Origin of the sequence: Rhodococcus sp. 114MFTsu3.1, assembly GCF_000383555.1 — a bacterium.
Taxonomy (GTDB): domain Bacteria; phylum Actinomycetota; class Actinomycetes; order Mycobacteriales; family Mycobacteriaceae; genus Rhodococcoides; species Rhodococcoides fascians_E.
Genome location: NZ_KB911557.1, coordinates 43,480 through 67,909 on the forward strand (window position 1 = coordinate 43,480; position 24,430 = coordinate 67,909).

General features: G+C 65.2%; 22 protein-coding genes. 10 read left to right on the top strand and 12 right to left on the bottom strand.

Annotated elements, in window-relative coordinates; all coding sequences use genetic code 11:
• The first annotated feature begins 12 nt into the window (after window positions 1-12).
• The 5 genes from H292_RS0121675 to H292_RS0121695 are packed head-to-tail and all read left to right on the top strand — an operon-like array spanning window position 13 to window position 6,770.
• Entirely contained in the window at window positions 13-645 is a 633-nt protein-coding gene (locus H292_RS0121675) for a hypothetical protein (protein ID WP_020112703.1), read from the top strand.
• Window positions 642-1,985 (top strand): FAD-dependent oxidoreductase, encoded by a 1,344-nt coding sequence (locus H292_RS0121680; RefSeq protein WP_020112704.1) that lies wholly within the window; start codon window positions 642-644, stop codon window positions 1,983-1,985. The genes H292_RS0121675 and H292_RS0121680 overlap by 4 nt, the downstream gene beginning before the upstream one ends.
• A gap of 24 nt (window positions 1,986-2,009) precedes the next feature.
• The gene (locus H292_RS0121685; protein ID WP_020112705.1) at window positions 2,010-3,473 is read left to right on the top strand and encodes a dihydroorotase; all 1,464 of its coding nucleotides are present in this window, start codon (window positions 2,010-2,012) and stop codon (window positions 3,471-3,473) included.
• Entirely contained in the window at window positions 3,470-4,660 is a 1,191-nt protein-coding gene (locus H292_RS0121690) for a CaiB/BaiF CoA transferase family protein (RefSeq protein ID WP_020112706.1), read from the top strand. The genes H292_RS0121685 and H292_RS0121690 overlap by 4 nt, the downstream gene beginning before the upstream one ends.
• A gap of 46 nt (window positions 4,661-4,706) precedes the next feature.
• Window positions 4,707-6,770 carry a helicase-associated domain-containing protein gene (locus H292_RS0121695; RefSeq protein WP_027498969.1) on the top strand — a complete coding sequence of 688 codons (2,064 nt, stop codon included), beginning with the start codon at window positions 4,707-4,709 and terminating at the stop codon, window positions 6,768-6,770.
• Here the strand turns inward: H292_RS0121695 and H292_RS0121700 are convergent.
• Window positions 6,767-7,693, bottom strand: a complete 927-nt coding sequence (locus tag H292_RS0121700; protein ID WP_020112708.1) for an ABC transporter substrate-binding protein — start codon at window positions 7,691-7,693, stop codon at window positions 6,767-6,769. The genes H292_RS0121695 and H292_RS0121700 overlap by 4 nt on opposite strands.
• A 12-nt stretch (window positions 7,694-7,705) precedes the next feature.
• The gene (locus H292_RS0121705) at window positions 7,706-8,362 is read right to left on the bottom strand and encodes a hypothetical protein (RefSeq protein WP_020112709.1); all 657 of its coding nucleotides are present in this window, start codon (window positions 8,360-8,362) and stop codon (window positions 7,706-7,708) included.
• 240 nt (window positions 8,363-8,602) lie between these two features.
• On the opposite strand from H292_RS0121705, the gene H292_RS0121710 reads away from it, so the two are divergent.
• The 4 genes from H292_RS0121710 (at window position 8,603) to sigJ (ending at window position 13,171) form a co-directional block, all read left to right on the top strand.
• Window positions 8,603-9,358: a DUF559 domain-containing protein gene (locus tag H292_RS0121710; RefSeq protein ID WP_020112710.1), complete on the top strand. Its 756-nt coding sequence runs from the start codon at window positions 8,603-8,605 to the stop codon at window positions 9,356-9,358.
• Window positions 9,359-9,595: 237 nt separating this feature from the next.
• The gene (locus tag H292_RS0121715; RefSeq protein ID WP_027498971.1) at window positions 9,596-10,825 is read left to right on the top strand and encodes a DUF4185 domain-containing protein; all 1,230 of its coding nucleotides are present in this window, start codon (window positions 9,596-9,598) and stop codon (window positions 10,823-10,825) included.
• 83 nt (window positions 10,826-10,908) lie between these two features.
• The gene (locus H292_RS0121720) at window positions 10,909-12,246 is read left to right on the top strand and encodes an NAD(P)/FAD-dependent oxidoreductase (protein ID WP_020112712.1); all 1,338 of its coding nucleotides are present in this window, start codon (window positions 10,909-10,911) and stop codon (window positions 12,244-12,246) included.
• 7 nt (window positions 12,247-12,253) lie between these two features.
• The gene (gene sigJ / locus H292_RS0121725) at window positions 12,254-13,171 is read left to right on the top strand and encodes an RNA polymerase sigma factor SigJ (RefSeq protein ID WP_020112713.1); all 918 of its coding nucleotides are present in this window, start codon (window positions 12,254-12,256) and stop codon (window positions 13,169-13,171) included.
• Window positions 13,172-13,189: 18 nt separating this feature from the next.
• On the opposite strand, the gene H292_RS0121730 is transcribed toward sigJ, so the two are convergent.
• The 10 genes from H292_RS0121730 to H292_RS0121775 all read right to left on the bottom strand — a co-directional run bounded on the left by H292_RS0121730 (window position 13,190) and on the right by H292_RS0121775 (window position 23,298).
• On the bottom strand, window positions 13,190-13,948 hold the full coding sequence (locus H292_RS0121730; RefSeq protein WP_020112714.1) for a GolD/DthD family dehydrogenase: 759 nt from the start codon (window positions 13,946-13,948) through the stop codon (window positions 13,190-13,192).
• 95 nt (window positions 13,949-14,043) lie between these two features.
• The gene (locus H292_RS0121735) at window positions 14,044-15,084 is read right to left on the bottom strand and encodes a substrate-binding domain-containing protein (protein WP_020112715.1); all 1,041 of its coding nucleotides are present in this window, start codon (window positions 15,082-15,084) and stop codon (window positions 14,044-14,046) included.
• A 46-nt stretch (window positions 15,085-15,130) separates the two neighbouring features.
• A complete protein-coding gene (locus H292_RS0121740) occupies window positions 15,131-16,150 on the bottom strand; it encodes an ABC transporter permease (RefSeq protein ID WP_020112716.1) in 1,020 nt (339 codons plus the stop codon).
• Window positions 16,147-17,715, bottom strand: coding sequence for a sugar ABC transporter ATP-binding protein (locus H292_RS0121745; RefSeq protein WP_020112717.1), 1,569 nt, complete (start codon window positions 17,713-17,715; stop codon window positions 16,147-16,149). The genes H292_RS0121740 and H292_RS0121745 overlap by 4 nt, the downstream gene beginning before the upstream one ends.
• Complete coding sequence (locus H292_RS0121750) at window positions 17,712-18,767, bottom strand: zinc-dependent alcohol dehydrogenase (RefSeq protein WP_020112718.1); 1,056 nt, start codon at window positions 18,765-18,767, stop codon at window positions 17,712-17,714. The genes H292_RS0121745 and H292_RS0121750 overlap by 4 nt, the downstream gene beginning before the upstream one ends.
• Complete coding sequence (locus H292_RS0121755; RefSeq protein WP_020112719.1) at window positions 18,761-19,525, bottom strand: SDR family NAD(P)-dependent oxidoreductase; 765 nt, start codon at window positions 19,523-19,525, stop codon at window positions 18,761-18,763. The genes H292_RS0121750 and H292_RS0121755 overlap by 7 nt, the downstream gene beginning before the upstream one ends.
• A complete protein-coding gene (locus tag H292_RS0121760; protein ID WP_020112720.1) occupies window positions 19,522-20,565 on the bottom strand; it encodes an NAD(P)-dependent alcohol dehydrogenase in 1,044 nt (347 codons plus the stop codon). The genes H292_RS0121755 and H292_RS0121760 overlap by 4 nt, the downstream gene beginning before the upstream one ends.
• Window positions 20,562-21,179, bottom strand: coding sequence for a hypothetical protein (locus H292_RS0121765; protein ID WP_020112721.1), 618 nt, complete (start codon window positions 21,177-21,179; stop codon window positions 20,562-20,564). Before H292_RS0121765 ends, H292_RS0121760 begins: the two co-directional genes overlap by 4 nt.
• The gene (xylB, locus tag H292_RS0121770; protein ID WP_019667699.1) at window positions 21,176-22,660 is read right to left on the bottom strand and encodes a xylulokinase; all 1,485 of its coding nucleotides are present in this window, start codon (window positions 22,658-22,660) and stop codon (window positions 21,176-21,178) included. Before xylB ends, H292_RS0121765 begins: the two co-directional genes overlap by 4 nt.
• Entirely contained in the window at window positions 22,657-23,298 is a 642-nt protein-coding gene (locus H292_RS0121775) for an SIS domain-containing protein (protein WP_230595456.1), read from the bottom strand. The genes xylB and H292_RS0121775 overlap by 4 nt, the downstream gene beginning before the upstream one ends.
• Before the next feature lie 130 nt (window positions 23,299-23,428).
• On the opposite strand from H292_RS0121775, the gene H292_RS0121780 reads away from it, so the two are divergent.
• Window positions 23,429-24,373, top strand: a complete 945-nt coding sequence (locus H292_RS0121780; RefSeq protein WP_019667701.1) for a sugar-binding transcriptional regulator — start codon at window positions 23,429-23,431, stop codon at window positions 24,371-24,373.
• Window positions 24,374-24,430 lie beyond the last annotated feature (57 nt).

Consider the following 24,430-nt stretch of genomic DNA (forward strand, 5'->3'; position numbering starts at 1 on the left):
AGTTCTACCTCTATGCGCCTCTTGGCTTTCACACCCATCGACGTCGACGACGCCGAACTGCGTCGCAGGCAGGAACGCTACAACGAACTGGTGCCGTCGACCGTCACCGTCGAACTACGGAACATCGGTTCGACTGCGCCGAGTGCGCTCGACACCGAGGCCGAGATCAGGTCATCGGAAGCAGTTCTGGCCGATGCTTTCCGAGCTGTCGACCCGGACGGCTACGACGGCTTCCTGCCCGATTGCGTGTTGGATCCGTGTGCGGACGAAGCAGACACCTTCTCGCTGCCGCTGTACGGTCTGTCCCGATTGACGGCCTCGTTCTTCTCGTCGCAGGGCCTCCACCTCGGCGCGCTGGCACGCAACGACGCCATCGCTGCAGAACTGGATCGCCGACTGGCGTCGTACGACATTCTGGCCGATGCCACGAAGGTTCTCGGACTGGATGTTCACGACATCGCCGACGCCGAGGCGTGGGGCCGGGCTGTGACCGACCAGGCTGCCTCGATGACGTGCGATGTAGCGATCAACGCCTGCTCGGCGGTGGAACTCGTCGATCCACCCCGTAGGCCGCGGGTCGTCGACCCGACGGCAACCGCGCTCGCACTGTTGGGGTTACAGGCCACGATGGAGGCTTCGAGATGAGCGAGGACGGTCCCGACCTCGTCGTGGCAGGGGCAGGCGGTGGCCTCGTTGCGGCCCTTCGTGCGGCCGAGCGAGGCCTCGATGTGCTCGTGGTCGAGGCGAGCGAACACTTCAGACGCGGAAACAACACCGCGATGTCGACGGCCATGATTCCCGGCGCGGGTTCGCGTTGGCAGCGGGAGTCGGGGATAGCCGACTCGCCGCAGCAGTTCGTCGACGACGTGATGCGTAAGACCGGGGGCAGTGCGGATGAACGGCTCGCTCGCGCGTTGGCGAACGTCAGTGCCCCGTTGGTGGAATGGATGGCCGATCATCTGCGGATGCCGCTCGATCTGGTCACCGACTTCGCCTATCCCGGTCATTCGCAACTGCGTTGTCATACGGTCGACGGCAGGCACGGTAGTGCTCTGCTCGATCACTTGGTGCGCGCCGTCGGCGACGAGCCTCGTATCGACCTGATGATGCCTGCCCGGCTCACCGATGTCACCGTAGACGAAAACGGCGTGGTCGACGGTGCCGTCGTGACGTTGCCCGACGGGGCTACCGAGTCGATACCGACAAGGGCAGTCTTGCTGGCTACCAACGGATACGGCGCCAACACGAAGCTGGTCTCGGATCACGTGCCGGAAATCGCATCCGCGCGGTATCACGGCAGCGAGCATTCGATGGGCGATGCATTGACGATCGGTGCACGTCTGGGCGCCGACTCGAAGTATCTCGATTCCTACCAGGGGCATGCGGCACTGTCGAAGAAGGCGACCACGCTCGTCGGGTGGGCAACGGTGATGCACGGTGGCGTCGTGCTGAACCTCGACGGCAGGCGTTTCGGTGACGAGACCACCGGCTACTCCGAATACGCGGCAGCGCTTGCTGCGCAGCCGAACTCGGAAGGATGGATCGTCATCGACCGTGACATCCACGAGAAGTGCATGGCTTTCACCGATTTTCGTCAGACGGTCGACTCCGGTGCTGCGGTGTGGGCGGACAGCATCACCGAACTCGCGGAGGCGACGGGTTTGCCTGCGGACGCGGTCGAGGAAGAGCTTGCCGCGTTGCGTGGCGCGGCCGAGGATCGCTTCGGCCGAACGTCGTTCGAGCACGAGTTGACTGCCCCGTACGCCGCGATCAAGATTGTTCCCGCGCTGTTTCACACCCAGGGCGGGCTCGTCGTCGACGGTGATGCCCGCGTCCTGAGGCCCTCCGGCAAGCCGATCGAGGGTCTGTTCGCCTCCGGCGGTGCTGCCATCGGTATTTCAGGGCACGGCGCCGCTGGATATCTTGCGGGTAATGGCTTGTTGCCCGCTCTCGGACTCGCCTACCTTGCTGCCGATTACATCTGATTTTCCGTTTCGAAAGGATCCATCATGTCCACGTTGATCACCAATGCACGCGTCGTTCGTCCCGGCTCGGATGCACCCGAGGACGGAGAGTTCGTCGACCTTCTGATCGAAGACGGTAAGTTCACCCGCATCGAGGCCGGTATCCCCGCCGACGTTGCCGACTCCGTGATCGATGCGTCGGGAAAGGTGGCGTTCCCCGGAGTGGTGGACGCGCACCAGCACTGGGGCATCTACAACCCGCTCGGTGACGACGCCGAGACCGAGTCGCGGGCCTGTGTGCAGGGCGGCGTCACGACGTCACTGTCGTACATGCGCACCGGCCAGTACTACATGAACACGGGCGGTTCCTATGCCGACGTGTTCCCGAAGGTGCTCGACGCGACCGAAGGACGCCCGTACGTCGATTACGCGTACCACCTCGCGCCGATGTCCAGGGAGCACATCCAGGAGATCCCGTCGCTCATCGCCGATCACGGTGTGACGTCGTTCAAGATCTTCATGTTCTACGGCAGTCACGGACTGCACGGCCGTTCCACGGACCAGAGTGAATTTCTGATGACGCCCGAGGGTGAGCGCTACGACCTGGCGCACTTCGAGTTCGTCATGCGCGGCATTCAAGCTGCTCGGGAACAGTTGGGCGACAAAGCCGAACACATTTCGCTGTCACTGCACTGTGAGACCGCAGAGATCATGAGCGCATACACCAAGATCGTCGAGGAGGAAGGGACGCTGCAGGGGCTCGCCGCGTACAGCGCGTCGCGGCCGCCGCACTCTGAGGGGCTCGCCGTCACCATCGCGTCGTTCCTGGCGGACGAGACTCAGTTGCCCAACATCAACCTGCTGCATCTGTCGTCGCGCAAGGCGCTGACGGCAGCGATGCGAATGGCGAAGGCGTTCCCGCACGTGAACTTTCGTCGCGAGGTCACCATCGGGCACCTGCTGGCCGACATCGACACCGCGTACGGACTCGGAGGAAAAGTGAATCCGCCTCTGCGGCCGCGTGACGACGTCGAGGCACTGTGGGAGCATCTGGTCGCCGGGGACATCGACTGGGTCGTCAGCGATCACGCGTGCTGCAAGGACGAGAAGAAATTCGCGGAGGATCGTGGCGACATCTTTGCCGCCAAGTCCGGATTCGGTGGCGCGGAGTACCTGTTGCCGGGCTTGGTCAGCGAGGGCCGTAAGCGTGGGTTGAGCTGGCGTCGGATCGCCCAGCTGACCTCGCTCAATCCCGCCTCGCGGTACGGGCTGCCGGGTAAGGGCGACATCGCCGTCGGTATGGACGCCGACCTTGCGCTGGTCGATCCCGACCACACGTGGACGGTGCAGCCGGAGGATTCCGAATCGGCGCAGGAGTACACGCCGTTCCAGGGCTTCGAGTTGGGTGCGAAGGTGACCGATACGTTCGTGCGCGGTCAGCGCGTGCTGTCCGACGGCACGGTGTCGGGTGCGCCGGCCGGTCGCTACCTGCACCGCCCGTACAAGTGACCGGCCCACTCGAGGGCATCAAGGTCCTCGATATCTCGACGATCCTTGCCGGTCCGCTCGTCGCGCAGATTCTGGGAGATTTCGGTGCCGAAGTCATCAAGATCGAGCACCCGGCCAAGCCCGACGGTATGCGCGGGCACGGGTTGGACAAGGACGGCCACCCGCTGTGGTGGACGATGGTCAGTCGCAACAAGCGGACGATGACGCTGAATCTCGGCAACGAGCAGGGCGCGGATCTTTTTCGAAAGCTCGCCGCGGAGGCCGACGTCGTGGTCGAGAATTTTCGACCGGGCACCCTCGAGCGGTGGGGGCTCGGATACGACGTTCTGTCCGAAGCCAACCCGGGTCTGATTCTCCTGCGCGTGACGGGTTTCGGTCAGACCGGGCCGTATGCAACACGACCGGCGTTCGGCACGTTGGTGGAGTCGATGAGTGGGTTCGCGCATCTGACCGGTGCGGCCGACGGCCCGCCGACGTTGCCTGCCTTCGGTTTGGCCGATTCGCTCGCGGGAATTGCCGGATCCTCGGCGGTGTCGATGGCTCTGCTGCACCGAACGAACAACGGCGGCAAGGGGCAGGTCATCGACCTGGACCTGCTGAGCCCGATCATGGCCGCAGTCGGTCCCGGCATCATCTATGCAGATCAGCTGGGCATCGACCAGGAACGCACCGGGAATCGGTCGAGCAACAATGCACCCCGGAACCTGTACAAGACATCGGACGGGCACTGGCTGGCGATCTCCACGAGTGCGAACTCCATTGCCGAACGCGTCCTGACACTGGTCGGGCACCCCGAGGTCATCGACGAGCCGTGGTTCGCCACAGGCCGACAACGTGCCGCGCACGCCGACCTGCTCGACGGTTACGTCGGCGGATGGATCGGGGAACGTACTCGCGAGGACGTCGTTGCAGAGTTCGAAAAGGCCGGTGCCGCAGTGGCTCCCGTCTACAAGCCGAGCGAACTGCTCGACGATCCACAGGTACTGGCCATCGACATGGTGACGACCGTGGAGGACGACGACCTCGGCCCCGTACGGATGCAGAACGTCATGTGGCGGATGGGGGACAGTCCCGGCAGTATTCGGCACACCGGCCGGGCCCACGGTGCGGATACCGACAGCGTGCTCGAAGAGTTGGGCTGTTCGGCGGCGAACATCGCAGAGCTACGGACTGCAGGAGTCGTGTAGACCCGGCGCCTACAGGTCACTCCGCAGGAGAACTAGGGTTGCGGTCATGCTTACCGCTGTCGAGGAGTCCGTTCGCGAGCGAATTGCGGCTTTGGACGTGGATGCGCTGGCGTTACTGCTGCGGCGCCGTCATGTGGCGCGGACGGATGCTCCCGAGGATCTCGACGAGCTGGCACGTCATCTGGTCGGGGGCGATTCGTTCGCAGATGTCTACCTGACGCTGCCGCGGCCGGCGGTGGAGGTGCTGTCCGCGGTTGCGTTGTGCAAGCAGTTGCGGATGCCGGCGACGGTCGATGCCGTCCGTCGGTTGCTGGGAGATCCGGAGTCGGGCTTCGAGGCTGTAGTGGAGGATCTGGCCGAACTGCAGATCGCGTGGGTGTCGGATGGGGTGCTGACAGCGGTACATCCTCTCCCGGTGTACGCGGTTCGGAGTTACGGCACCGATGTTCGCCGGTCCTTGGATGCGGCTGCGCTTCCGGTGCTGCGTTCGGTCTCGACGAAGCTGGGTCTCCGCGGAGACGGGGCCCGGCCCGAGGTGGTGGAACAGCTCGTGTCGTTGTTCGACGACCCCGATGCATTGCGGAGTGTGGTGGAGTCTGCGCCGGATGGCGAAAAAGAGTTTCTGTACGACGCTGCCCGCCGAGACTCGATCCTCTACGCGGATCCGGTGTATCTGACGGCCGCGCGTTCCGGCGCATGGGCAGTGCAGCGGGGATTGGCATGGCAGGTCGCGAACGGGCCGGTGTCGATGCCGGTACAGGTGACCCGGGCGCTTCTCGGTGCCTATTTCGTTCTACCGTTCAGCCCGACTCCGCCCGAGGTCGATTCCGAACCGGTCGACGCAGGGCACGTGGAGGCGGAAGCGTCGGCGCGCGTTCTTCGCATGGTGGAGCTCGTGACCGGGGTGATCGAATCTGCATCGACCACGCCGATCCAGCTGCTCAAATCCAATGCCGTCGGCGTGCGCACGGTGCGTGCGATGGCCAAGAATCTACACGGCGAGGTCGACGCCGTCCAGATGGCTCTGGAACTCGCGTTGGGCGACCGTCTGCTCGACTTCGAAGCTCTGCCGGCGCCGAAGGGCCGAAGGCACGCTCCGGCCTCGCATGTTCTGGTCGCGACGGACCGATCGGTCCAGTGGTTGGCAAGTGATCCGGGTACCCAGGCTGCATCATTGCTCCAGACATGGTGGAACGCCGACGCCGTGTATCTCGCGGAGTACGAAGGCGTTGCCGACGAATCGCGCGAGATCCCGCCGAGATTGTTGCGCCGCGCGGTCGTGTCGGCACACGAACTCGTTCAGGCGGGACACGCCTTTGCCGACGACGGGGCAGTGGTGACGATGCTCGGGTGGACGTTCCCGTGCTTTCCCGTCGAGGAGGGCCTGGACATACTGCAGATGACGCAGCGTGAGGCGGAACTCGTCGGCGCCCGGGCGCTGGGCGCCGGCACCGAACTGGGTCGAGCTTTGTTGTCCGAGAACGTATTCGACGCAGTGGAGCGGGCCGTGTCCACAGCGCACATGCGCGCGACCGTCGGCGCGGATCTGACGGCAGTGGTGTTCGGGCCACCCGGAACCACGCTGGCCCACTTCTTCGACAGTGTCGCGGTACGCGAGGCGACCGGGGCCGCGACGACGTGGCGATTCGATCAGGCCAGTGTCCGTGAGGCTTTCGACGACGGCCTCTCCGTCACCGAGGTGCTCGAGGGTCTCGACAGGTTCTCGACCGGCGGCATCCCGCAGGCGTTGACCTATCTGGTGAACGATGTAGCCCGCACGCACGGCAGCATCGGTGCCTACACGCTTGCCTGTGCAGTGGTGGCGCCCGACGAAGCGTTGATCTCGGAGATCACGGCGAACAGACGGTTGTCGAAGCTCGGTCCGGTTGTTCTCGCGCCCACGGTTGTCGGGTTCACCGCGCCGATCGAGGCGTCGCTGGAGGCGCTTCGATCAGCGGGGTATGCGCCTGTGCATCGTGATTCGGACGGCCAGGTGATCATCGGGCGCACGCAGGTGGCACCGAACGCAGAGCCGGCGCCGTCCTACGCTCTCGGTACGGCACCGTCGTACGACGAACTGGCCGAGGCGCTCGCGTCGGCCGGTGACTAGCTGCTGAGCGCAGTGGCGACGGCTTCGACCTGATCCGCGACGCGCGGACCCCACCGGCTCGACAGATCCTCGTCCATCGTGATGATCGCACCGTCACGTACCGCGGTGGTCGACGCCCAACCCGGCCGAGCTGCAACGGTTTCCGCCGTCACCCCGCAACACTGCGAGTCGGCCAGGAAGACGATGTCGGGGTCGGCCGCGACAACACCTTCGTCGGACATCTGCGGATAATCGGTGCCGGCACCGTCGGCGATACTAGTCAAGCCGAACAGGCCGTAGATTCGGCCGATGAAGCTCTCGCTCGTCACGGTGTAGAGCATCGAATCGAGTTCGTGGAAGTAGGTCGCGTTCGACTGGGGAACGCTCGCCACCGCGGCATCGATGCGTGTGCGCATGTCCGCGACCACTGCGTCACCTTCGGTGTCGTGACCGGTGGCGTCGGCGATGGTCTCGATCTGGGCGTAGGTGTCGTCGATGCTCGTCGCGGCGGGAAGGAGCAGTACCGGTATATCGGCTGCGTCCAGACCGGCGACGAGGCCGTCGATGTCGTCGGAGGCAACCACCAGATCCGGGTCGTAGCCGATGATCGCCTCCAAGCTCGGTGTGTACGCGGACAGCTCGGTTCTGGGTGCGTCGGTCGGGAAGTCGGACTGACTGTCCACCGCGACCACCTGCTCGCCTGCACCGACGGCGAACAACGTCTCCGTCGCAGTCGGGCTCAGTGAGACGATGGACGTCGGCCTCGACTCGATCCCGACGTCGGACGCAACGGTCCTGGGAAACGTCCCGTCACCGGCGGCCTTATCCGCGGGTTGTTCGTCGGTCGTATCGCTCCCACACCCCGAGACAGTCAAGGCAACGGTCGCCGCCATCACGGCCAGAACTGTCGGTATGCGCACCGGTCGATGTGTCATGTTCCCCATTCCTTCGACGTGTCAGTCGACGGTAGCGTCGTCGGCGTCCCGCAGCTGCCGATAGGCCTCGGCGAGCAGGTCGCCGGCAAGATCGTCGCTGTGGTCGCTGGTGTCGGGTGCGCGGTCGGCCATCGAACGTGAGTTGAGTGCGTAGGCCAGGTCGTCGAATTCGTCGTCGGAGATTCCGAAGTCGATGTCGGCGTCGTCGGTGAGGAGTGCGCCGATGTCGATTCGCCACGACCAGACGTCCGCGGTGTCTGCCGTTTCTCGTGTGGCGGTGACCAATTCGGTGGAGAAGTCGAGTTGCTCGTCGGAGTACCCGTTCGCAGTGTCGGTGTTGACGAGCATTTCCAGTTCGATCGAGTCGTCTTCGTCGTTGCTGAATTCGGTGACGACGAGGGTGTCGACGCCGCCGCAGGTGAGGGTCAGGAGTCGACGCTCGTGGGCGGGTGAGTCTGCCGAGGGAAGCGCGGTGACGGTCCACCCGTGCCGGACGGTGTTCGCCGGGTCGGAGATCGTGGCGTTGATGTAGTCCGCGACGATGTTGCGGATGTCGGGATAGGCGATGTGATCGGACAGTTCCCAGTACCTGGTTCGGTGGCCGGACGCCGTGCCGGTCAGCACCGTCGTGCGCTGGGCTCGTTCGGTCGGAAAGGTGAAACGCTCGGTTGCCGCCATGACTGACGATCCAACTACATGCGGGCAACCATTCCCAATCGATCGTCCTGTCGGTACGAAATTCGACTGCAGCTGGTTCATCCACAGGCGTTCTCGTTATCCACAGGCGGGTGTTCGCCGAGGGTTGGGCGCGCGGCCGGCAGTGCAGAGTGACGAGCCATGGGGGTCTACACGCGTGCACAACTGGAGAGTCAGGGGATTGCACGGTCTGGCATCGCACGGAGGGTACGGACGGGTCGCTTGTTCAGGGTCCTTCCTCGGATCTATTCGGATCCCGAACCGTCCTACTTCGACCTGTGCACCGCCCTCACCCTGTGGCGGAGCGATGCAGTACTCAGTCACGACAGCGCAGCGTGGCTCTGGGGCCTGCTCGACGACGAGCCGTCGACGGTTCACGCGACCGTGCCGGTATCGGTACGGGTCAGCAGTGTCGACGGATTCGTGCTGCACCGCCGGTCCGTGTCGTCGACCGAAAGGCACGGCCTACCGGTGGTATTCGCCGCCCAGTGCTTCGTGGATGTCGCGTCCACACTGACCGGTGATCCGCTCGACCAGTTCTTCGACCGCAATATCGGCGCACGGGTGTCGTGGCGAGCGGTCACCGACCACATCGTTGCCACGAAAGGAATGAAGGGCATGCGTGAGGTTCGTCGTCAGTTGGAACACTGTTGCCCAGGCACATTCTCCGAACCGGAGCGGATGGTTGCCAGGGCCGTCCGGGCTCGCGGTGTTCGGATGAACATCAACGCACCCATCGGCCCGTACCTCGGAGATCTCGTGGACTATCACGCCAAGGTCGACGTGGAGATCGACGGGCGCGAGTACCACATCGCGCCGGGGCCTTTCGACAACGACAGGGTCAGACAAAACCGGATGATCCTCGACGACTGGTTGGTGCTCCGCTACTCCGCTGCAACGGTGTACCGCGATGTCGACGCCGTGGCGGATCAGATTGTCGGCGTTGTGCGGCGCCGTAGACGCAGCAGGGGTGCCTGACGCTCCATTCCTTGGACGAATCTGCGGTTTTCCGCGCATTCGAGTCGATAGTGGAGCGTCAGGATCGGGCCTGAACTGGGCCAACTTACACGGATGTCATTCTGCTGCTTGTGTATTTGTCGTGCCCGGACGCCTTGCGAGAAGTGAGGATTTACGTAACACTCACCCCATCAGTCTCATGAGTAACACGAGTCACACGACACGGTGGGAGCGTTCATGCGCGCACGTACTCGGCAGATGGCGATCGGCGCTGTTCTTACCCTCGCGGCGAGTGGACTCACCGTTCTCTCGTCACCCACCGCCAGTGCGGAACCGTGTGGAGGCATCGGCGGGCCGGGCTCGTCGCCGCTGTTCGGGTCCTCGGGTAGCGCGGGTGGTGGACCCGAGAAGAATCCGCGTGGACCGCAGGGCCAGCTTCCCGCGATCTCCGGCAACGCGACGTCGGTTGCATGGGTCACCGGGCCGTTGAGCCCCAACAACACCTACGACCGGTTCGGCATCTCCGGGACGGATCTGGGCATCAGCTGGGACAACGGGTCCGGGCAGACGCTGATGGCGTTCGGTGACACGTTCGGTAATTGCTCGGTGACCGGGGCGCAGTGGCGAAGCAACGTTCTGCTGCGGTCGGACGACAAGAACCTCGCCGACGGCATCACCGTAGCCGACGGAGTGCCGGGCGATTCCACGTCGGGCGCGGTCGTCGAACCAGCAGGATTCGCCAGCGAGGTCGTACCCAGTCTGGGCGTCGCAGGCGTCGAGGACACCGTCATTCCTACTGCAGCCATCTCGATCGGCGGTGTGCAGTACATGAACTACATGTCGGTGCGCTCGTGGGGAGCACCCGGTCGGTGGGTCACCAACTTCTCCGCGATCGCGACGTCGAAGGACAACGGGCAGAGCTGGCAGACTGCGGCCGCGACGATCCGGGTCAACGCAGGCATCACGATTCCGGCGTTCCCTCAGGTCGAGGAGAGCAACGGCAAGTACCAGATGAACGCCTACGCGGAAGGTCAGGACGGCTACGTCTACCAATTCGGTACGCCCAACGGTCGTTTCGGCGCCGCGTTCGTTGCCCGCGTGAAGCCGGAGGAGATCCTCGACCTGACGAAGTACGAGTACTCGACGCAGGATCAGGCCAAGCCCTGGTCGACGAATGTGGCCGATTCGAAGTCGGTGGTGACGGAACCCGTCAGCGAATTGTCGGTGGCCTGGAACGACACTCTGAAGCGGTATGTCATGTTGTACGGCAACGAGGTCGACAGGACCATCGTGGCCCGCACGTCGGAGAAGCCCGAAGGGCCGTGGAGTGCGCCGAAGACGCTCCTGAACAGCCGGCAGACCAGCGGCGGAATCTACGCGCCGTACATCCACCCACTGTCCAGCGGCAACGACCTCTACTTCACCGCGTCTCGGTGGTCGGACTACAACGTGCTGCTGCTGCGGACCAAGGTCGACGTTTTGAAGTAGCCGAGTCCCGCACCACTTGATGCCTCCTCACATATGAGTCGGCTGTGTCGTCGTAGAGGTACAGACACAATCGGAGGCGGGACATGACGGAGATCCTCATCGTCGGCGGCGGGTATGCCGGGCTCTACACAGCGCTGAATCTCGAGAAGAAGCTTCACCGCGACGAGGCGCACGTGACTCTGGTGGATCCTCGCCCCTACATGACCTACCAGCCGTTTCTGCCCGAGGTGGTCTCCGGCGCGATCGAGCCGAGGCACACCGTCGTGTCGCTGCGTCGGCACCTGCGCCGCACCACCCTCGTTGCCGCCACCGTGGACCGGATCGATCACGCACGAAAGCTCGTCCGAGCCCACGGCCTCGACGGCCGCGACATCGAACTGAACTACGACATCGTCGTGGTCACGGCGGGTGCCGTCACGCGGACGTTCCCGATTCCGGGTCTCGTCGACGAGGCGATCGGCATGAAGAACGTCGAGGAGGCCGTCGCGATCCGGGACAGGCTGCTCACCGCGTTCGACCGGGCAGCTGCTCTGCCCGACGGCCCCGAGCGTGCCCGCCTGCTGACCGTGACGTTCGTCGGCGGTGGATTCTCGGGAGTCGAAGGTTTCGCGGAGGCGCTGTCTCTCGCGACCGAGCAGCTGACGTACTACCCGGAGATCGGGGCCCGCGAGCTTGCGTTCCACCTCGTCGAGGCGCAGGGCAGGATTCTGCCCGAGGTGAGCGACGGGCCGGGACGCTGGGTCGTCCGGCATCTGCGGGGTCGCGGCGCGCACGTGCACCTGAACGCCCAGATGGTGTCGGCCGTCGGCGGCCACGTCGTGTTGTCGACGGGGGAAGAGTTCGACTCGGATCTGATCGTCTGGACTGCGGGCAACGCTGCGAACGGCGTCGTCGCACGGCACACGGACCTCCCCGTCGACGCACGAGGATTCCTTGTGACACGTGCGGACCTGCGCGTCGGAACCGAGGAAGAGACCGTCGCCGACGCCTGGGCGGCAGGCGACAACGCGGTGGTGCCGGACCTCGCCGTCGGGCACGGCGCGACGACGGTTCCCAATGCGCAGCACGCGGTTCGGCAAGCAAAAAGGCTGGCGTCCAACATCGTTGCAACTGTGCGCGGCCGCGAACCGAAGAATTACGTGCACAGCAGCCTCGGGGTGGTCGCGACTCTCGGCCGGGGACACGGTCTGTTCCAGTACAAGTGGATCGTCGTCAAGGGATGGCCCGCATGGGCGATGCACCGCGGGTACCACGTCCTTGCGGTACCGACGTGGGAGCGCAAGATTCGGGTTCTGCTCGGCTGGGTCGGCGCGTTCGTCGGTCGCCGCGACATTGCCTCGCTCGCGGCGACCGTGGCCCCGCGGGATGCATTCACGAGGGCCGGGCAACCGCGCGCGAACGTCGACGGGGAAGTGGCATGATCCGGTGATGGACGACGAGACCGAGTTCTTGCCTGCACATCTCGGCGACGTCCACGACGAGCGACGCAGGTTGCTGTCGATGGCCTATCGGATGACCGGGACGCTGTCCGACGCCGAGGACGTGGTGCAGGAGACGTATCTGCGGTGGTATCGACTGAGCGAGGAGGAACGGGCGGAGATCGCGAATCCGGCGGCGTGGTTGACGCGCGTCGGGAGTCGGGTGGCTCTCGATCTCCTCGGTTCTGCACGAGCGAGGCGTGAACGCTATGTCGGAGAGTGGCTTCCGGAACCGGTGCCGGCCGACCTGTTCGAGGGCACTGCTGCGGAGATCGATCCGGCCGACCGTGTCACCCTCGACGACGCCGTCGGCACGGCGCTTCTGGTGGTGCTCGAAGCGATGACTCCTGCCGAACGGGTGGCGTTCGTACTGCACGACGTGTTCGCGGTGCCGTTCGACGAGATCGCGGGGATCGTCGGCCGCTCGCCTGCGGCAACCCGGCAATTGGCGTCGGCCGCTCGACGGCATGTGCGCGAGCGACGCTCGACTCTCGTGGCGGAATCCGACCACGACGCTGCGGTTCGTTCGTTTCTGGCGGCCAGCCGCGGCGGCGACATCGGCGAGTTGATGGAGGTGCTGGCGCCCGACGTGACCTTGCGTTCCGACGGTGGAGGATTCGTCAGTGCTGCCAGACGGCCGGTTCTCGGCTCCGATCGCGTGGCGCGCTTCGTGCTCGGTGTCGTCGCGAAGCAGCCCGCTCTGCGTGTCGAGGAGGCCCGGATGGCGGACGGCCTCGGTTACCGTCTCGTAGCGGATGACCGGACAGTCGGGACGGCCAGCTTCCGCGTGGTGGACGGCCGCATCGTCGACGTCTGGTTCATGCTGAACCCGGAGAAGTTGACCAGCTGGCTGCCGCGAAAGATCTGACCCGTCACCGTCTTCGGGTCACAGAATCGTGTAACCGCCGTCCACGAGGATGTCGGCGCCGTTGATCATGGCCGCGCCAGGGGAAGCCAGGAAGACGGCCACCGTGGTGATGTCGTCGGTCTCGGCGAAGCGGCCCACCGGGATACGCGCCCGGAGAGCGTCGCCCTTCGGATTGGTCCACGCGTCTCGGCCCAGCGGTGTCATCACGACGGTGGGGGAGATGGTGTTGACGGTGACGCCGCGGCCCGCCCATTCGGCAGCGAGGACTTTCGTCAAACCCAGTACGCCGAATTTCGACGCGCAGTAGGCCGCATGTTCTTCGATGGCGACAGTTGCCGCCTGGGACGCGATGTTGACTATCCGGCCGCTGCCTGCATCCAGCATGACGCGCCCGAATTCCTGACATACGAGGAACGTTCCGGTGAGGTTGACGTTCATCGTCAGGTTCCAGAAGTCGTCGGAGAGATCCTCGGCGGCAGCGAGTCGGGCGACTCCAGCTGAATTGACCAGGATGTCCACGCGTCCGAAGTCTTCGACGACCTTGTGTGCGGCGTGTGCAACGGACGATCGGTCGGCTACATCGCACTCGACGCTGTGCGCGCCGATGTCGGCGGCCTGCTTCGCTGCCGCATCTCCGTCGCGATCGAGCAGGACGACGCGTGCTCCCTGGGCGACGTAGGCCGCGCCGATCGCTGCGCCGATGCCCGACGCACCGCCGGTGACGACGGCGACCTTGCCATCGAGGGACAGATCGACGGGTGCGGGCAGTGCGGTCATGAAGACGGGCCTTTCTCTGTACAGGTGGGATTCGAGGCGGGGCGGGCTGGAGGGGGAGAGCTGCCGCCCCGCCTCGAAGATCGGAACCGGGAAAGTTACTGCCCGGGGATTCCTTCGTTGGCGATGTTGCCGGTCTCGAGGTTCTGAGCGGTCAGATCCACCAGTCCGACGAGGAACGCCTGACGGTCGGTCACGACGTGCTCGATGGCGACGTCCACGTTGTCTGCGGTGATGGCAGGCATGACGTACACCGGTGCCGTGTCGACGTCTTCGCCTTGCGCGATCTTGTGGGCGACTGCCAGACCTGCCGAGAGTTCGACGGTGCCGTTCTGCAGGGACGTGCCGATGAACTCACCGCTCTTGACGGCGTTGAGGCCGTCCTCGATACCGTCGATTCCCACGATCGGGACGTCGGTGCGTCCGGCTTCCTTCAGCGCCTGCAACGCGCCGAGGCCCATGTCGTCGTTCTGCGCGACGACGCCGTCGATCTGGTCGCCGAAGCTCGAGAGCCAGTTCTTGGTCTTGTTGACTGCCTCGTCGCGCTTCCAGTTGGCGGTGTCCTTGGCCAGCACGTTGATGTCCGGGTAGTTCGCGAGTACCTGATCGATGCCCGCACCGCGGTTGATCTCACCGGAGCCACCGAGCGGTCCCTGCAGGATGACGATGTTGCCGCGCCCGCCGAGCTCGTCGGCCATCATCTGCATCTCCTGCGCGCCTGCTGCGACGTCGTCGGGCTGAACGTTGCCGGAGATCTGGTCGGTCTCGAGTTCGGCGTTCACGGCGATGACCGGGATGCCCTTGTCCTTGGCGGACTGGACCTGAGGTGCCAGCGAATCAGCCTGTGCCGGAACGACGATGATGGCGTCGACGCCCTGGTTGATGAGGGAATCGACCTGGCTGGCCTGGACCGAGACGTCGTTGTTCGCCGAGTTCCACAGCAGCTCGATGTCGTTGGCCGCAGCGTAGGTTTCCATGCCCTCCTTGCCTGCGGTGATGAAGGAACTCATGTCGTACACGGTGACGCCGATGCGCGTCTTGCCGTCCTGGGCGCTGGTGTCGCCTGCGCCGCAGGCAGTGACGCCGACGGCGAGGATGCCCGTGGCCGCCACGGTCAGCATCTTGGAAGCAAACTTCATTGTTCTTCTCCGGATCGGTGGGTAGTGAGGTGAGGGACGAGAGCGGTCAGGTTCTTCGCTTGGACGACCAGACGTCGACCGAGACGGCAGCGACGATGAGCACGCCCTTGATGACGTCCTGCCAGTACGCGGGGACGACGAGCAGGTCGAGACCGTTGTTGAGGGTTTGGATCATGAACAGGCCGAGCGCAGTTCCCCAGATGGTGCCGCGTCCGCCCATGAGGCTTGCGCCTCCGATGACGACGGCCGCGATGGCGTCGAGCTCGTAGCCCTGGCCCAGGTTCGGTGGACCGGAGATTACGCGCGACGCCAGCATCACACCGGACAATCCGGCGAGCACTCCGGACAGCGCGTAGACGCTGAAGAGAACGTTCTTGGCATTGATGCCCGCGATCTCTGCAGCGGTACGGTTTCCACCGACCGCGTAGACACGCATGCCGTAGGCGGTCCGCTTCATCACCACTGCCAGGACGATGATGCCGATGATCATCACGAGGACGGGAATCTGAAGTCCGAAGATCTTGGTGTTGGCGATCTGGCCGAACTCGGCCGGAAGGCCGTTGATCGGAGCGCCACCACCGATCACATACGCGAAACCTGAACCTGCGGTGAGCATACCGAGTGTCGCGATGAACGGAGGAACATTGATGCGGGAAACCAGGAATCCGTTGATGGAACCTGCGACGAGGCCGACGAACATCGCGACCAGCACGGTCAGCCAGACCTGTCCTGGGTTGGCCTTGGCCACAGCAGCGGACGCCATGGCGGACACTGCGATGACGCTGCCGACCGAGAGGTCGATTCCACCGGTCAGGATCACCAGCGTCTGACCGAGTGCGATCAGCGCGAACGGTGCAGCCGCGACGAGAATGGTCTGCAGGTTGTCGACGGTGCCGAATCGCGCACTGCGGTATGAGAAATACGCGATCACCAGCAGCATGACGATGACCATCGAATAGCGCAGGGCGAGCGCGCCGGCCCACGCGCTGGAGAACCGGCGCACCGGTTCCCCTGTGATGGCCGATACGGACGTCTTCTCGTCCGGTTCAGCGACGGGTGTTGTCACTGTGGTGCCTCCTCGAATGTCGACCGCTTGTCGGTCGCAACGGTGTCGCTCGGTGTATCGGTGGTCCGGGTGTCGAGGGCCGTGGCCAGCCTGAACACCGAGTCCTGAACTTCGGGGTGATCGAGCGCATCTCGGTCCAGTTCGCCGACGAAGGCACCCTCGCGCATGACGAACGCGCGATGAGACAGTCCGACGATTTCCGGCATGTCCGACGACGCCATGACGACGGCCATTCCGCGGCTGGCGAATTCGGTGATGATGCGATAGATCTCGGAGCGAGCTCCGACGTCGACGCCGCGGGTGGGCTCGTCGAGCAGCAACACGTCGACGGTACCGGTAAGCCAGCGTGCGAGTACGACTTTCTGTTGATTTCCGCCCGACAGAGTTCCCACGCTCTGGCCGAGTCCACGGCTACGGAGTCGGACCGAGTCCATGGCGTCGGACACTGCGGTGGAGCGGGACTTGGTAAAAAGCCATCCGGCGATACTGAACGAGGACAGTCTCGGCAGAGAACCGTTGTCCAGCACGCTCATCGACAGCACCACACCGTTGACCTTGCGGTCCTCGGGCACCATGGCCATCCCTGCGGTGATCGCCGCCGCTGGTTTACCTTTCGGAACCGTCTTGCCGGAAACCTTCACGGTTCCCGACGTGACCGCGCGCATGCCGAACAGCGCTTCGAGCAACTCGGTGCGGCCGGCGCCGACAAGCCCGGCGAGGCCTACGATCTCGCCGCGGCGGACGGTCAGGTTCACCGGCTCGGATGCGCCGACGACCTGAAGGTTCTCGACTTCCAGGACGACGTCCCCGGTGTCCTTGCCGACGGAAGGGAAGAGATTCTCCAGTTCACGGCCGATCATCGCAGTGACGATGTCGTCGTCGGTGATGTCCGTGAGCTTCTCGTCGGTGATCAACTTGCCGTCACGCAGAACGACGACACGGTCTGCGATCGCGCGGATCTCGGCCATCTTGTGGGTGGTGTACACCATGGCGACTCCGCGGTCGCGGAGCTGCTGCATGACTTTGTACAGCCCCTCGACTTCCCGCTCGGAAATGGCCGAGGTCGGCTCGTCGAGCATGACCACCTGTGCGCCCGTGCGGGCGGCCTTGACGATCTCGATGATCTGTCGAAGGCCGACCGGTAGCGACCCCATACGTGCGGTGGGGGAGATGGAGACGTCGAAGACACTGAGGGTCTCGGCGGCTTCCTTGATCATCGCGCGACGGTCGAGGAAGAGGCCGCGCCGCTTCTCACGTCCGACGAACATGTTCTCGTATACCGTCATGTCGTCGATCGATGCCAGCTCTTGCGGGACGATCGCGACGCCGTGACGCACTGCGTCGCGGGGATCACCGGAGGAGAGCGTGTGCTCGCCGATCGTGACCGTGCCGGTATCGGCGCGCAGCTGACCGGTCGCGATCTTCATGAGCGTCGACTTGCCCGCACCGTTCTCGCCCGCCAGAGCCGTGACGGTGCCGGGTTCGAGCTCGAGGGTGATTCCCTTCAGAACAGGAACGCCGCCGAAACTCTTGGTCACGTCCCGACATTCGAGCAGCCCGGTCATGGTCGGTCACCGACGGTGATCAGGACCTTGACGTGCTCGGGGTCGGTCGAGGCGGCGAACGCGTCCGCTGCGCGTTCCAGCGGGAACTCCGCCGTGACGAACTCGTCGATCGGGACCGTGCCCTCGGTGAGCATGTCGATTGCTTCCTGGACGTCCTCTCGCACGTACATGAGGCATCCGGCGACGACGATCTCGCGGTCCTGGATCAGATCGAGGGGGACCGGGGTGGCGCCGGCTGCGACACCGACGATCAGTACGGCGCCGCCCTTGCCGACGATGTCGATCGCCTGCGCAACCGACGATTCACGGGACACGCAGTCGATGACCACATCGGCCGGCCCGCCGAGAGCGTCTTTCGCGGCAGAGACGGCGTCGCCCGACGTCGGATCGAAACTGCCGACAGCGCCGAGACGTTCGGCGCGTGCCCGCTTGGAATCGAGCAGGTCCGCGACGACGACGACGGCACCGGCGCGGCGTGCGGCGAGCAGGACGAACAGTCCGATCGGCCCCGCACCCAGGACGGCGACGCGTTTGCCGTCCAGACCGCCGACGAGACCCGCTGCGCGGCGTACGGCGTGCACCGGTGTGGCGAGAGGTTCGATGAGGGCGGCGTGGCGGTCGTCCAGGCCGTCGGCCAGCGGGATGACGCGATCCGCGGCGATGGTGAAGGCGTCGGTGAGTCCGCCAGGGGTCTGACATCCGAAGACGGCGAGTTCGGCGCAGATGTTGTAGCGTCCCGCGCGGCATTGGGTGCAGTGCCCGCACGCCAGGTTCGGCTCGATCACCACGCGGGTGCCCACGAGCGAGGCGTCGGCACCGTCACCGACGGCGTCGACGACGCCGACGACCTCGTGGCCGGGGCGGAACGGCAGGTCGATGAACGGATGACGGCCGTGCGCGGCGTGAATGTCGGATCCGCAGATTCCGACGACCGTGCTGCGCACCCGCACTTCACCGGGTCCGGCTTCGGGAACGTCGACGGTCTCGACGCTGACGTCGTCGATTCCTTCGACGAGAATGCGTCGAACGGTTGCAGTTTTGGTGCTCACCATGCTGTGTAGCCTCCGTCTGCGACGAGAACCGATCCGGTGATGAAGCTTGCGGCGTCACTGGCGAGGAAGACGACGCTCGGGGCGATCTCCTCGGGCATCGCGTAGCGCTGCATCGGTGCATCCTCGATCCAGTAGCGCTGCAGATCGGGCCGGTCGACGGGTGCCATCTCCGTCTTGCAGTAGCCGGGTGCGACTGCGTTCACGCGTATTCCGAGCGTTCCCCATTCCGCGGCAAGTGATTTGGTGAGGTGGTGCACGGCTGCCTTCGATGCGTTGTACGCGGGTTGCATCTGGGGGCGGTTGACGATGATGCCGGACATGGACCCGATGTTGACGATCGAGCCCGTGCCGCGCTCGCGCATGTGTGCGCCGACGGAAATGCTGCACTCCCACAATGCTTTGACGTTGAGATCGAAGACGTTGTCCCACTCGTGCTCGGTGACGTCCCACGAATCGTTGTGGTAGCAGGTGCCGGCGTTGTTGACGAGAATGTCGATCCGACCGAGCTTCTCGAGTGCCTCGGCAGTCATGCGCTCGATGTCGGCACGTTCGGTGATGTCGGCGGTGATGGCCTCGAACGTGTATCCCTCGGCTGCGGCCTCGGCGACGACCTTCTCGTTCCGTTCTGCGCTGCGTCCGGCGATGGCGACGTGGGCGCCCGCAGCGGCGAGACCGAACGCGAACGCGCGTCCGAGTCCTTGGTTGCCGCCCGTGACGATTGCGGTTCGTCCGGTCAGATCGAAAGGATTCTTGCTCATGCTGGCACCACTATCGACTTGAGGCTGGCAGGGTCGGTGTCGCTCTCGAGCGCGTCGGCGACGTGTTCGAGGTCGTAGCGTCCGGTGACGAGTCGATCGAGATCGACGAGCCCGCTGGACGCGAGATGGATTGCCGCCGGCCAGGTGTCGGTGTAACGAAACACGCCGGTGACGGTGATCTCCAGGTTCTGGATATGGCTGATCGGCAGTGGGTAGTTGTCGGCGCCCATCCCGACGAGGACGACACGGCCTGCCGGGCCGACGGCGCGGATGCCGCTCTGGACGGCGGGGACTGCGCCGCTGGCGTCGACGAACGCGTCGACCTGGGGGTCGAGTGCTGCGACATCCTGGGTCATCGGGTCGATGACCTCGGTCGCGCCGAAGGTGAGGGCGCGTTCACGCCGCGACTCGACGGGATCGGAGACCACGATGCGTGCCGCCCCGAATGCACGCGCTGCTTGGGCGGTGATGATGCCGATGGGTCCGGCTCCGGCGATCAGGATCGACGATCCCGGCACGATGCCCGCTTTGCGCATCGTCGTGACGGCCACCGACAGCGGTTCGAGAAGTGCAGCAGCCTCGTCGGACAGCGAATCCGGGACGGGGTGTGCGAAGTCGGCGTCGATGGTGACGTACCGGCAGAACGCGCCGTCGATCGGCGGTGTCGCGTAGAACTTCATGTCGGGGCACAGGTTGTAGCGGCCGGCCATGCACTGCGCGCAGCGGCGGCACGGATGCTGTGGTTCGACGGCGACGCGCTGGCCGATCCGCGCGGTGTCGACACCGTCACCGACAGCGGCGATGCGGCCGGACAATTCGTGGCCGAGCACCATCGGGTCGTTCACGACGAAGTCGCCGATGCGTCCCTCCCGGTAGTAGTGCACATCCGAGCCGCAGACGCCGACAGCAGCGACCTCGATCAGAACTTCGTACGGTGCCGGGGTGGGGACGGGTCTGTCCTCGATCTCGAGCGTGCGCACGCCGGTCATCACGCTCGCGCGCATCGACGATGCGGGAGGTGTGGGTGTGGCGGTGGTCATGATTGTCCTTCCGGCAGTGAGTGATCGGTGAGTAGGGCGCGGCCGACGACGAGCGTCGTGGCGCCGGCGGAGCGGCAGCGGGGTATCAGGTCGGGTGTGACACCGCCGTCGACGGTGACGTCACCGTGGGCGGAGAACGTTCGCACGGACTCCAGTCGATCCGGGTCTGCGGTGCCGGACGTACCCGGCTCCAGAAGCATGACGAGCACCCCGTGGTATCCCTGCAGATCCTCGGTGGTCGGTGGAGTGTCGTCGAACTCGTCCCAGACCGCTGCCCAGAATCGGCAGTTGCGTTCGTCCCGAATCCCGATGGGTACGTACAGATCTCCGCAGTCCGGGATCGTCGGCAGCATCATGCGAACTCCTGCGGCGCTGCCGATGAGATGGATCCCCAGCATGGGCTGCGGAACAACCTGGACGAGTTCTGCGAGCTCGGCGGCATCGATGCCGGTGGGCAGACCTTCCCCTGGCGCCATGACGTCGACGTGCACCGAGATTCCCGCGGCGACGAGGGCACGCGCGGCGTCGATTCGTGAGCCGGATGGAGCAGCGTAGATGCTTCCCGCCAGGATGCTTTCGAGGCCGGTGTGCCAGGGAGCGAGCGCGACGGTCATGGCGCGTCGCTCCGATCGAGCACGTCCACAGCTGCTGCCCGACGCCAGTTCTCGCGAACCGCGTCGATGTCGCGCTCGGTCTTGCGGGGCGCAACCGTCGCGCGGTCCGCGGGCGTCCAGCGCTGAGAGAGCGCGACCATGCCGTCGATGTCGTGACCCGCGGCGACCGCCGCGGCCTGTACGCACGCGCCGCGAGCGGTCGCCTCGTCGGCGTCGGGCACGGTCACCGTGTCGCCGGTGAGATCCGCCAGCAGTTGCAGGGTCGCCCGCGACCGGGCACCGCCTCCGACGACCGTCAGGGGGCCTTCGCAGCGAATGCCGAACGAGCGTAGTGCGTCTCGGCCCGAAAGCAGGGACAGCAGGGGGCCTTCCAGGAATGCACGTGCCATTTCCTCGCGCGTCGTCGCCGACGTGATCTCGGACAGCAGCCCACGGGCGTGGGGACGGTTGGGCGTGCGTTCGCCGTCGAGGAACGGCACCAGCGTGGGGCCGACAGTCGGTCCCGCGGCGAGTGCGAGCTCGGCGAGGCCGGTGTGATCGGTTCCGAGGATCCTGGCCGCAGTGTCTCCTACCCGTGCCGCGTTGAGGGTGCAGATGAGCGGTAGGTAACCGCCCGTCGCGTCGGCGACCCCGTTGACGACGCCGCCTTCGTCGAACACCGGGGTGCGCGTGGAGGTCGCGACGACGCCCGACGTGCCGAGACCGACGTATTGATCGCCGTCGCGCAGGCCGAGACCGAGGTACGCGGCGTGCTGATCGCCTGCACCTGCGCCGACGAGTACCGGTCCGGTGATGCCGAGCTCGGTGGCTGCGCGCTCGGTCACGTGGCCTGCCGCGTCGGCGCCGCCGAGGACAGTCGGCAGCATCGGAAGCCAGTCACGTGCGCCGGCAGCGGCATCGAGGTACTCGGGTAGCCAGGAATCGGTCGTGGCGTCGAAGTATCCGGTGCCGGACGCGTCGGAGCGATCGGTCACGGCTCGGCCGGTGAGGCGGTAGGTCAGGTAGTCGTGCGGAAGAAGAACGCGTTGCGCGGCATCCAGTACACGGGGTTCGTGCTCGGCCACCCATGCGAGCTTCGCGATCGTGAAGGCGGCGGTGGGCAGTGACCCGATCCGGCGCACCCATTCCGGCCCGCCGATTCGCTCGACGAGTTTCGCCAGCTGGTCGGCGCCGGTCGTGTCGTTCCACAGTTTGGCAGGACGTAGGGGTTCGTCGTCCGCGCCCAGAAGAACCAATCCGTGGCATTGTGCTGCCACCGACATCGCGGAGACCGAGACGTCGCCTGCGGCCGCCAGCGCGGCGCGGACGGCGGTGACCAGGGCGTCCCACCACGACCGTGGATCCTGTTCGCTGCACGGCGGGAATGCGGGCGTGTGCGGCGCGGTGCCGGAGCCGAGGAGGTCACCGGTGTCGGCGTCGCGGACCTCCGCTTTGCACGACTGGGTGGACGAGTCGATGCCGATGACGACGCTGCGGCTCACAGTCCCACCACCGGTGCGTCGTTGCTGTCCAATACGTCCTCACGGGTGCCGACGCCCCCTGCGGGATGCGAGTTGACGACGTCGTGGAGGGTGTGGCCGGTGAGCGCCATGGCGACGACGCTGACTGCGTCGCCCCATGCGCCGACGGCCAAGGTGCTGGCGAGCGCGATCATGTTGCCGGGATCGGCATCGGGTGCGGTGGTGGGTAGTTCGGCGATGTCGGTTGCTGCCCGGGCGAACGGAGAGTTCGCAGCTTCCGTGACGGCGACGACTCGAATCCCGCGACCGACGAGTCGGCTCGTCAATTGTGTGAGTTCGGCCGATCGACCGGTCTTCGAGATCGCGAGGACGAGGTCGTCGGTGCTGATCGCAGCCATCCCGCCGTGGAGTGCATCCATCGCGGGGAGGTACAGGGACGGGGTTCCACATACCGACAACAGGTGAGCCAGTCGTTCGGCCATGATCCCGGACGTGCCGGAACCGGTGGTGATGACCTTGCCCCTGGTCTCGACCAGTGCCCGGGCGACGCGAACGACGCTCGGTTCGACGGTGTCGGCCAGGCCGTTCAGGCCCGAGGCCTCTCGGACCAACACCGTGTGCGCGAGACGCTGCAGTTCAGCGTCGTCGAGCTCGCTCATATGTAGTACCTCACTGCTCACGTGATTTGTGAACAGGATCATGCATGGCTAGTTGCTCATATGTCAACGAGGTTGCTCATATGAGCATGAGGCATCATGATGAGGCTCATGTGAGCCGAAGGGAGGGGTCATGCCGGAGCAGAATGTTCCGCGGGTTGGTCCGGAAGAACTGACTCAACGCGGACTGGTCGCGCGGCGCTACTACCTCGACGGCCGTACCCGAATACAGATCGCCGAGGAACTGGGGCTCTCCCGATTCAAGGTGGCGCGAATACTCGAGGACGCCGTGGCGTCGGGCATGGTCGAGATCAAGGTTCATGCACCCGAGTCCATCGACATCGAACTGTCTCGTGCGCTCAAGGACACCTTCGGGTTACGCATGGCGTTCGCAGTGCGTACGGGAGGGGAGGAGCAGGGCGTTCTCTGGGACGCCGTCGGCCGTGTCACCGCTGATCTGCTCAGCGAAATCGTTACTCCCACTGACGTACTCGGGGTGGACTGCGGTCGAACGTTGTCGAGGATGACGACGCATCTGGATTCGATCGCGACGTGCGACGTGGTGCAGTTGACCGGAATGGCGGGAGCAGTCAGCTCGACCTCGGCCGAGTTGGTGCGTCGGATCACCGAACTCGGTGGCGGACACGCGTGGTCGATGTATGCGCCGCTGGTGGTGGCCGACTCCAGAACCGGCGACGCGTTGCGGGGAAGTCGTGGCATTCAGGAAACGCTGAAACATCATGCGTCGGTGACCAAAGCTGTTGTGTCCATCGGCGCGTGGCAACCGGGGTTGTCTCAGGTCTACGACTTGGTGTCGCCGGCTGAGGCGAAAGAACTGACGGCGCGAGGTGTGGTTGCCGAGTCGTGTGCTTTGTTGCTCGACTCCGACGGTAATCGCGTCGAGGGATTGGACGATCGCCGGATCGGGGTGTCGGAAGAGGACTTGAGGGGGATCGCCGACGTCGTCGCCATCGTCGCGGGCGAGAAGAAACTCGAGGCTGTTCGGTCCGTTCTGAAGTCCGGGTTGGTGTCCTCGCTGATCATCGACGCGACCACCGCTGCGGGGCTGCTTCGCTGACACGCCGCCCGCACGAAGCCGAAGTGGCCGCCTCGAGCGATCGAGGCGGCCACGACG

Coding starts and splice junctions, on each gene's coding strand:
- H292_RS0121675 (WP_020112703.1), top strand. CDS start 13: ATGCGCCTCTTGGCTTTCACACCCATCGACGTCGACGACGCCGAACTG.
- H292_RS0121680 (WP_020112704.1), top strand. CDS start 642: ATGAGCGAGGACGGTCCCGACCTCGTCGTGGCAGGGGCAGGCGGTGGC.
- H292_RS0121685 (WP_020112705.1), top strand. CDS start 2,010: ATGTCCACGTTGATCACCAATGCACGCGTCGTTCGTCCCGGCTCGGAT.
- H292_RS0121695 (WP_027498969.1), top strand. CDS start 4,707: ATGCTTACCGCTGTCGAGGAGTCCGTTCGCGAGCGAATTGCGGCTTTG.
- H292_RS0121700 (WP_020112708.1), bottom strand. CDS start 7,693: ATGGGGAACATGACACATCGACCGGTGCGCATACCGACAGTTCTGGCC.
- H292_RS0121705 (WP_020112709.1), bottom strand. CDS start 8,362: ATGGCGGCAACCGAGCGTTTCACCTTTCCGACCGAACGAGCCCAGCGC.
- H292_RS0121715 (WP_027498971.1), top strand. CDS start 9,596: ATGGCGATCGGCGCTGTTCTTACCCTCGCGGCGAGTGGACTCACCGTT.
- H292_RS0121720 (WP_020112712.1), top strand. CDS start 10,909: ATGACGGAGATCCTCATCGTCGGCGGCGGGTATGCCGGGCTCTACACA.
- sigJ (WP_020112713.1), top strand. CDS start 12,254: ATGGACGACGAGACCGAGTTCTTGCCTGCACATCTCGGCGACGTCCAC.
- H292_RS0121730 (WP_020112714.1), bottom strand. CDS start 13,948: ATGACCGCACTGCCCGCACCCGTCGATCTGTCCCTCGATGGCAAGGTC.
- H292_RS0121735 (WP_020112715.1), bottom strand. CDS start 15,084: ATGAAGTTTGCTTCCAAGATGCTGACCGTGGCGGCCACGGGCATCCTC.
- H292_RS0121745 (WP_020112717.1), bottom strand. CDS start 17,715: ATGACCGGGCTGCTCGAATGTCGGGACGTGACCAAGAGTTTCGGCGGC.
- H292_RS0121750 (WP_020112718.1), bottom strand. CDS start 18,767: ATGGTGAGCACCAAAACTGCAACCGTTCGACGCATTCTCGTCGAAGGA.
- H292_RS0121755 (WP_020112719.1), bottom strand. CDS start 19,525: ATGAGCAAGAATCCTTTCGATCTGACCGGACGAACCGCAATCGTCACG.
- H292_RS0121760 (WP_020112720.1), bottom strand. CDS start 20,565: ATGACCACCGCCACACCCACACCTCCCGCATCGTCGATGCGCGCGAGC.
- H292_RS0121765 (WP_020112721.1), bottom strand. CDS start 21,179: ATGACCGTCGCGCTCGCTCCCTGGCACACCGGCCTCGAAAGCATCCTG.
- H292_RS0121775 (WP_230595456.1), bottom strand. CDS start 23,298: ATGAGCGAGCTCGACGACGCTGAACTGCAGCGTCTCGCGCACACGGTG.
- H292_RS0121780 (WP_019667701.1), top strand. CDS start 23,429: ATGCCGGAGCAGAATGTTCCGCGGGTTGGTCCGGAAGAACTGACTCAA.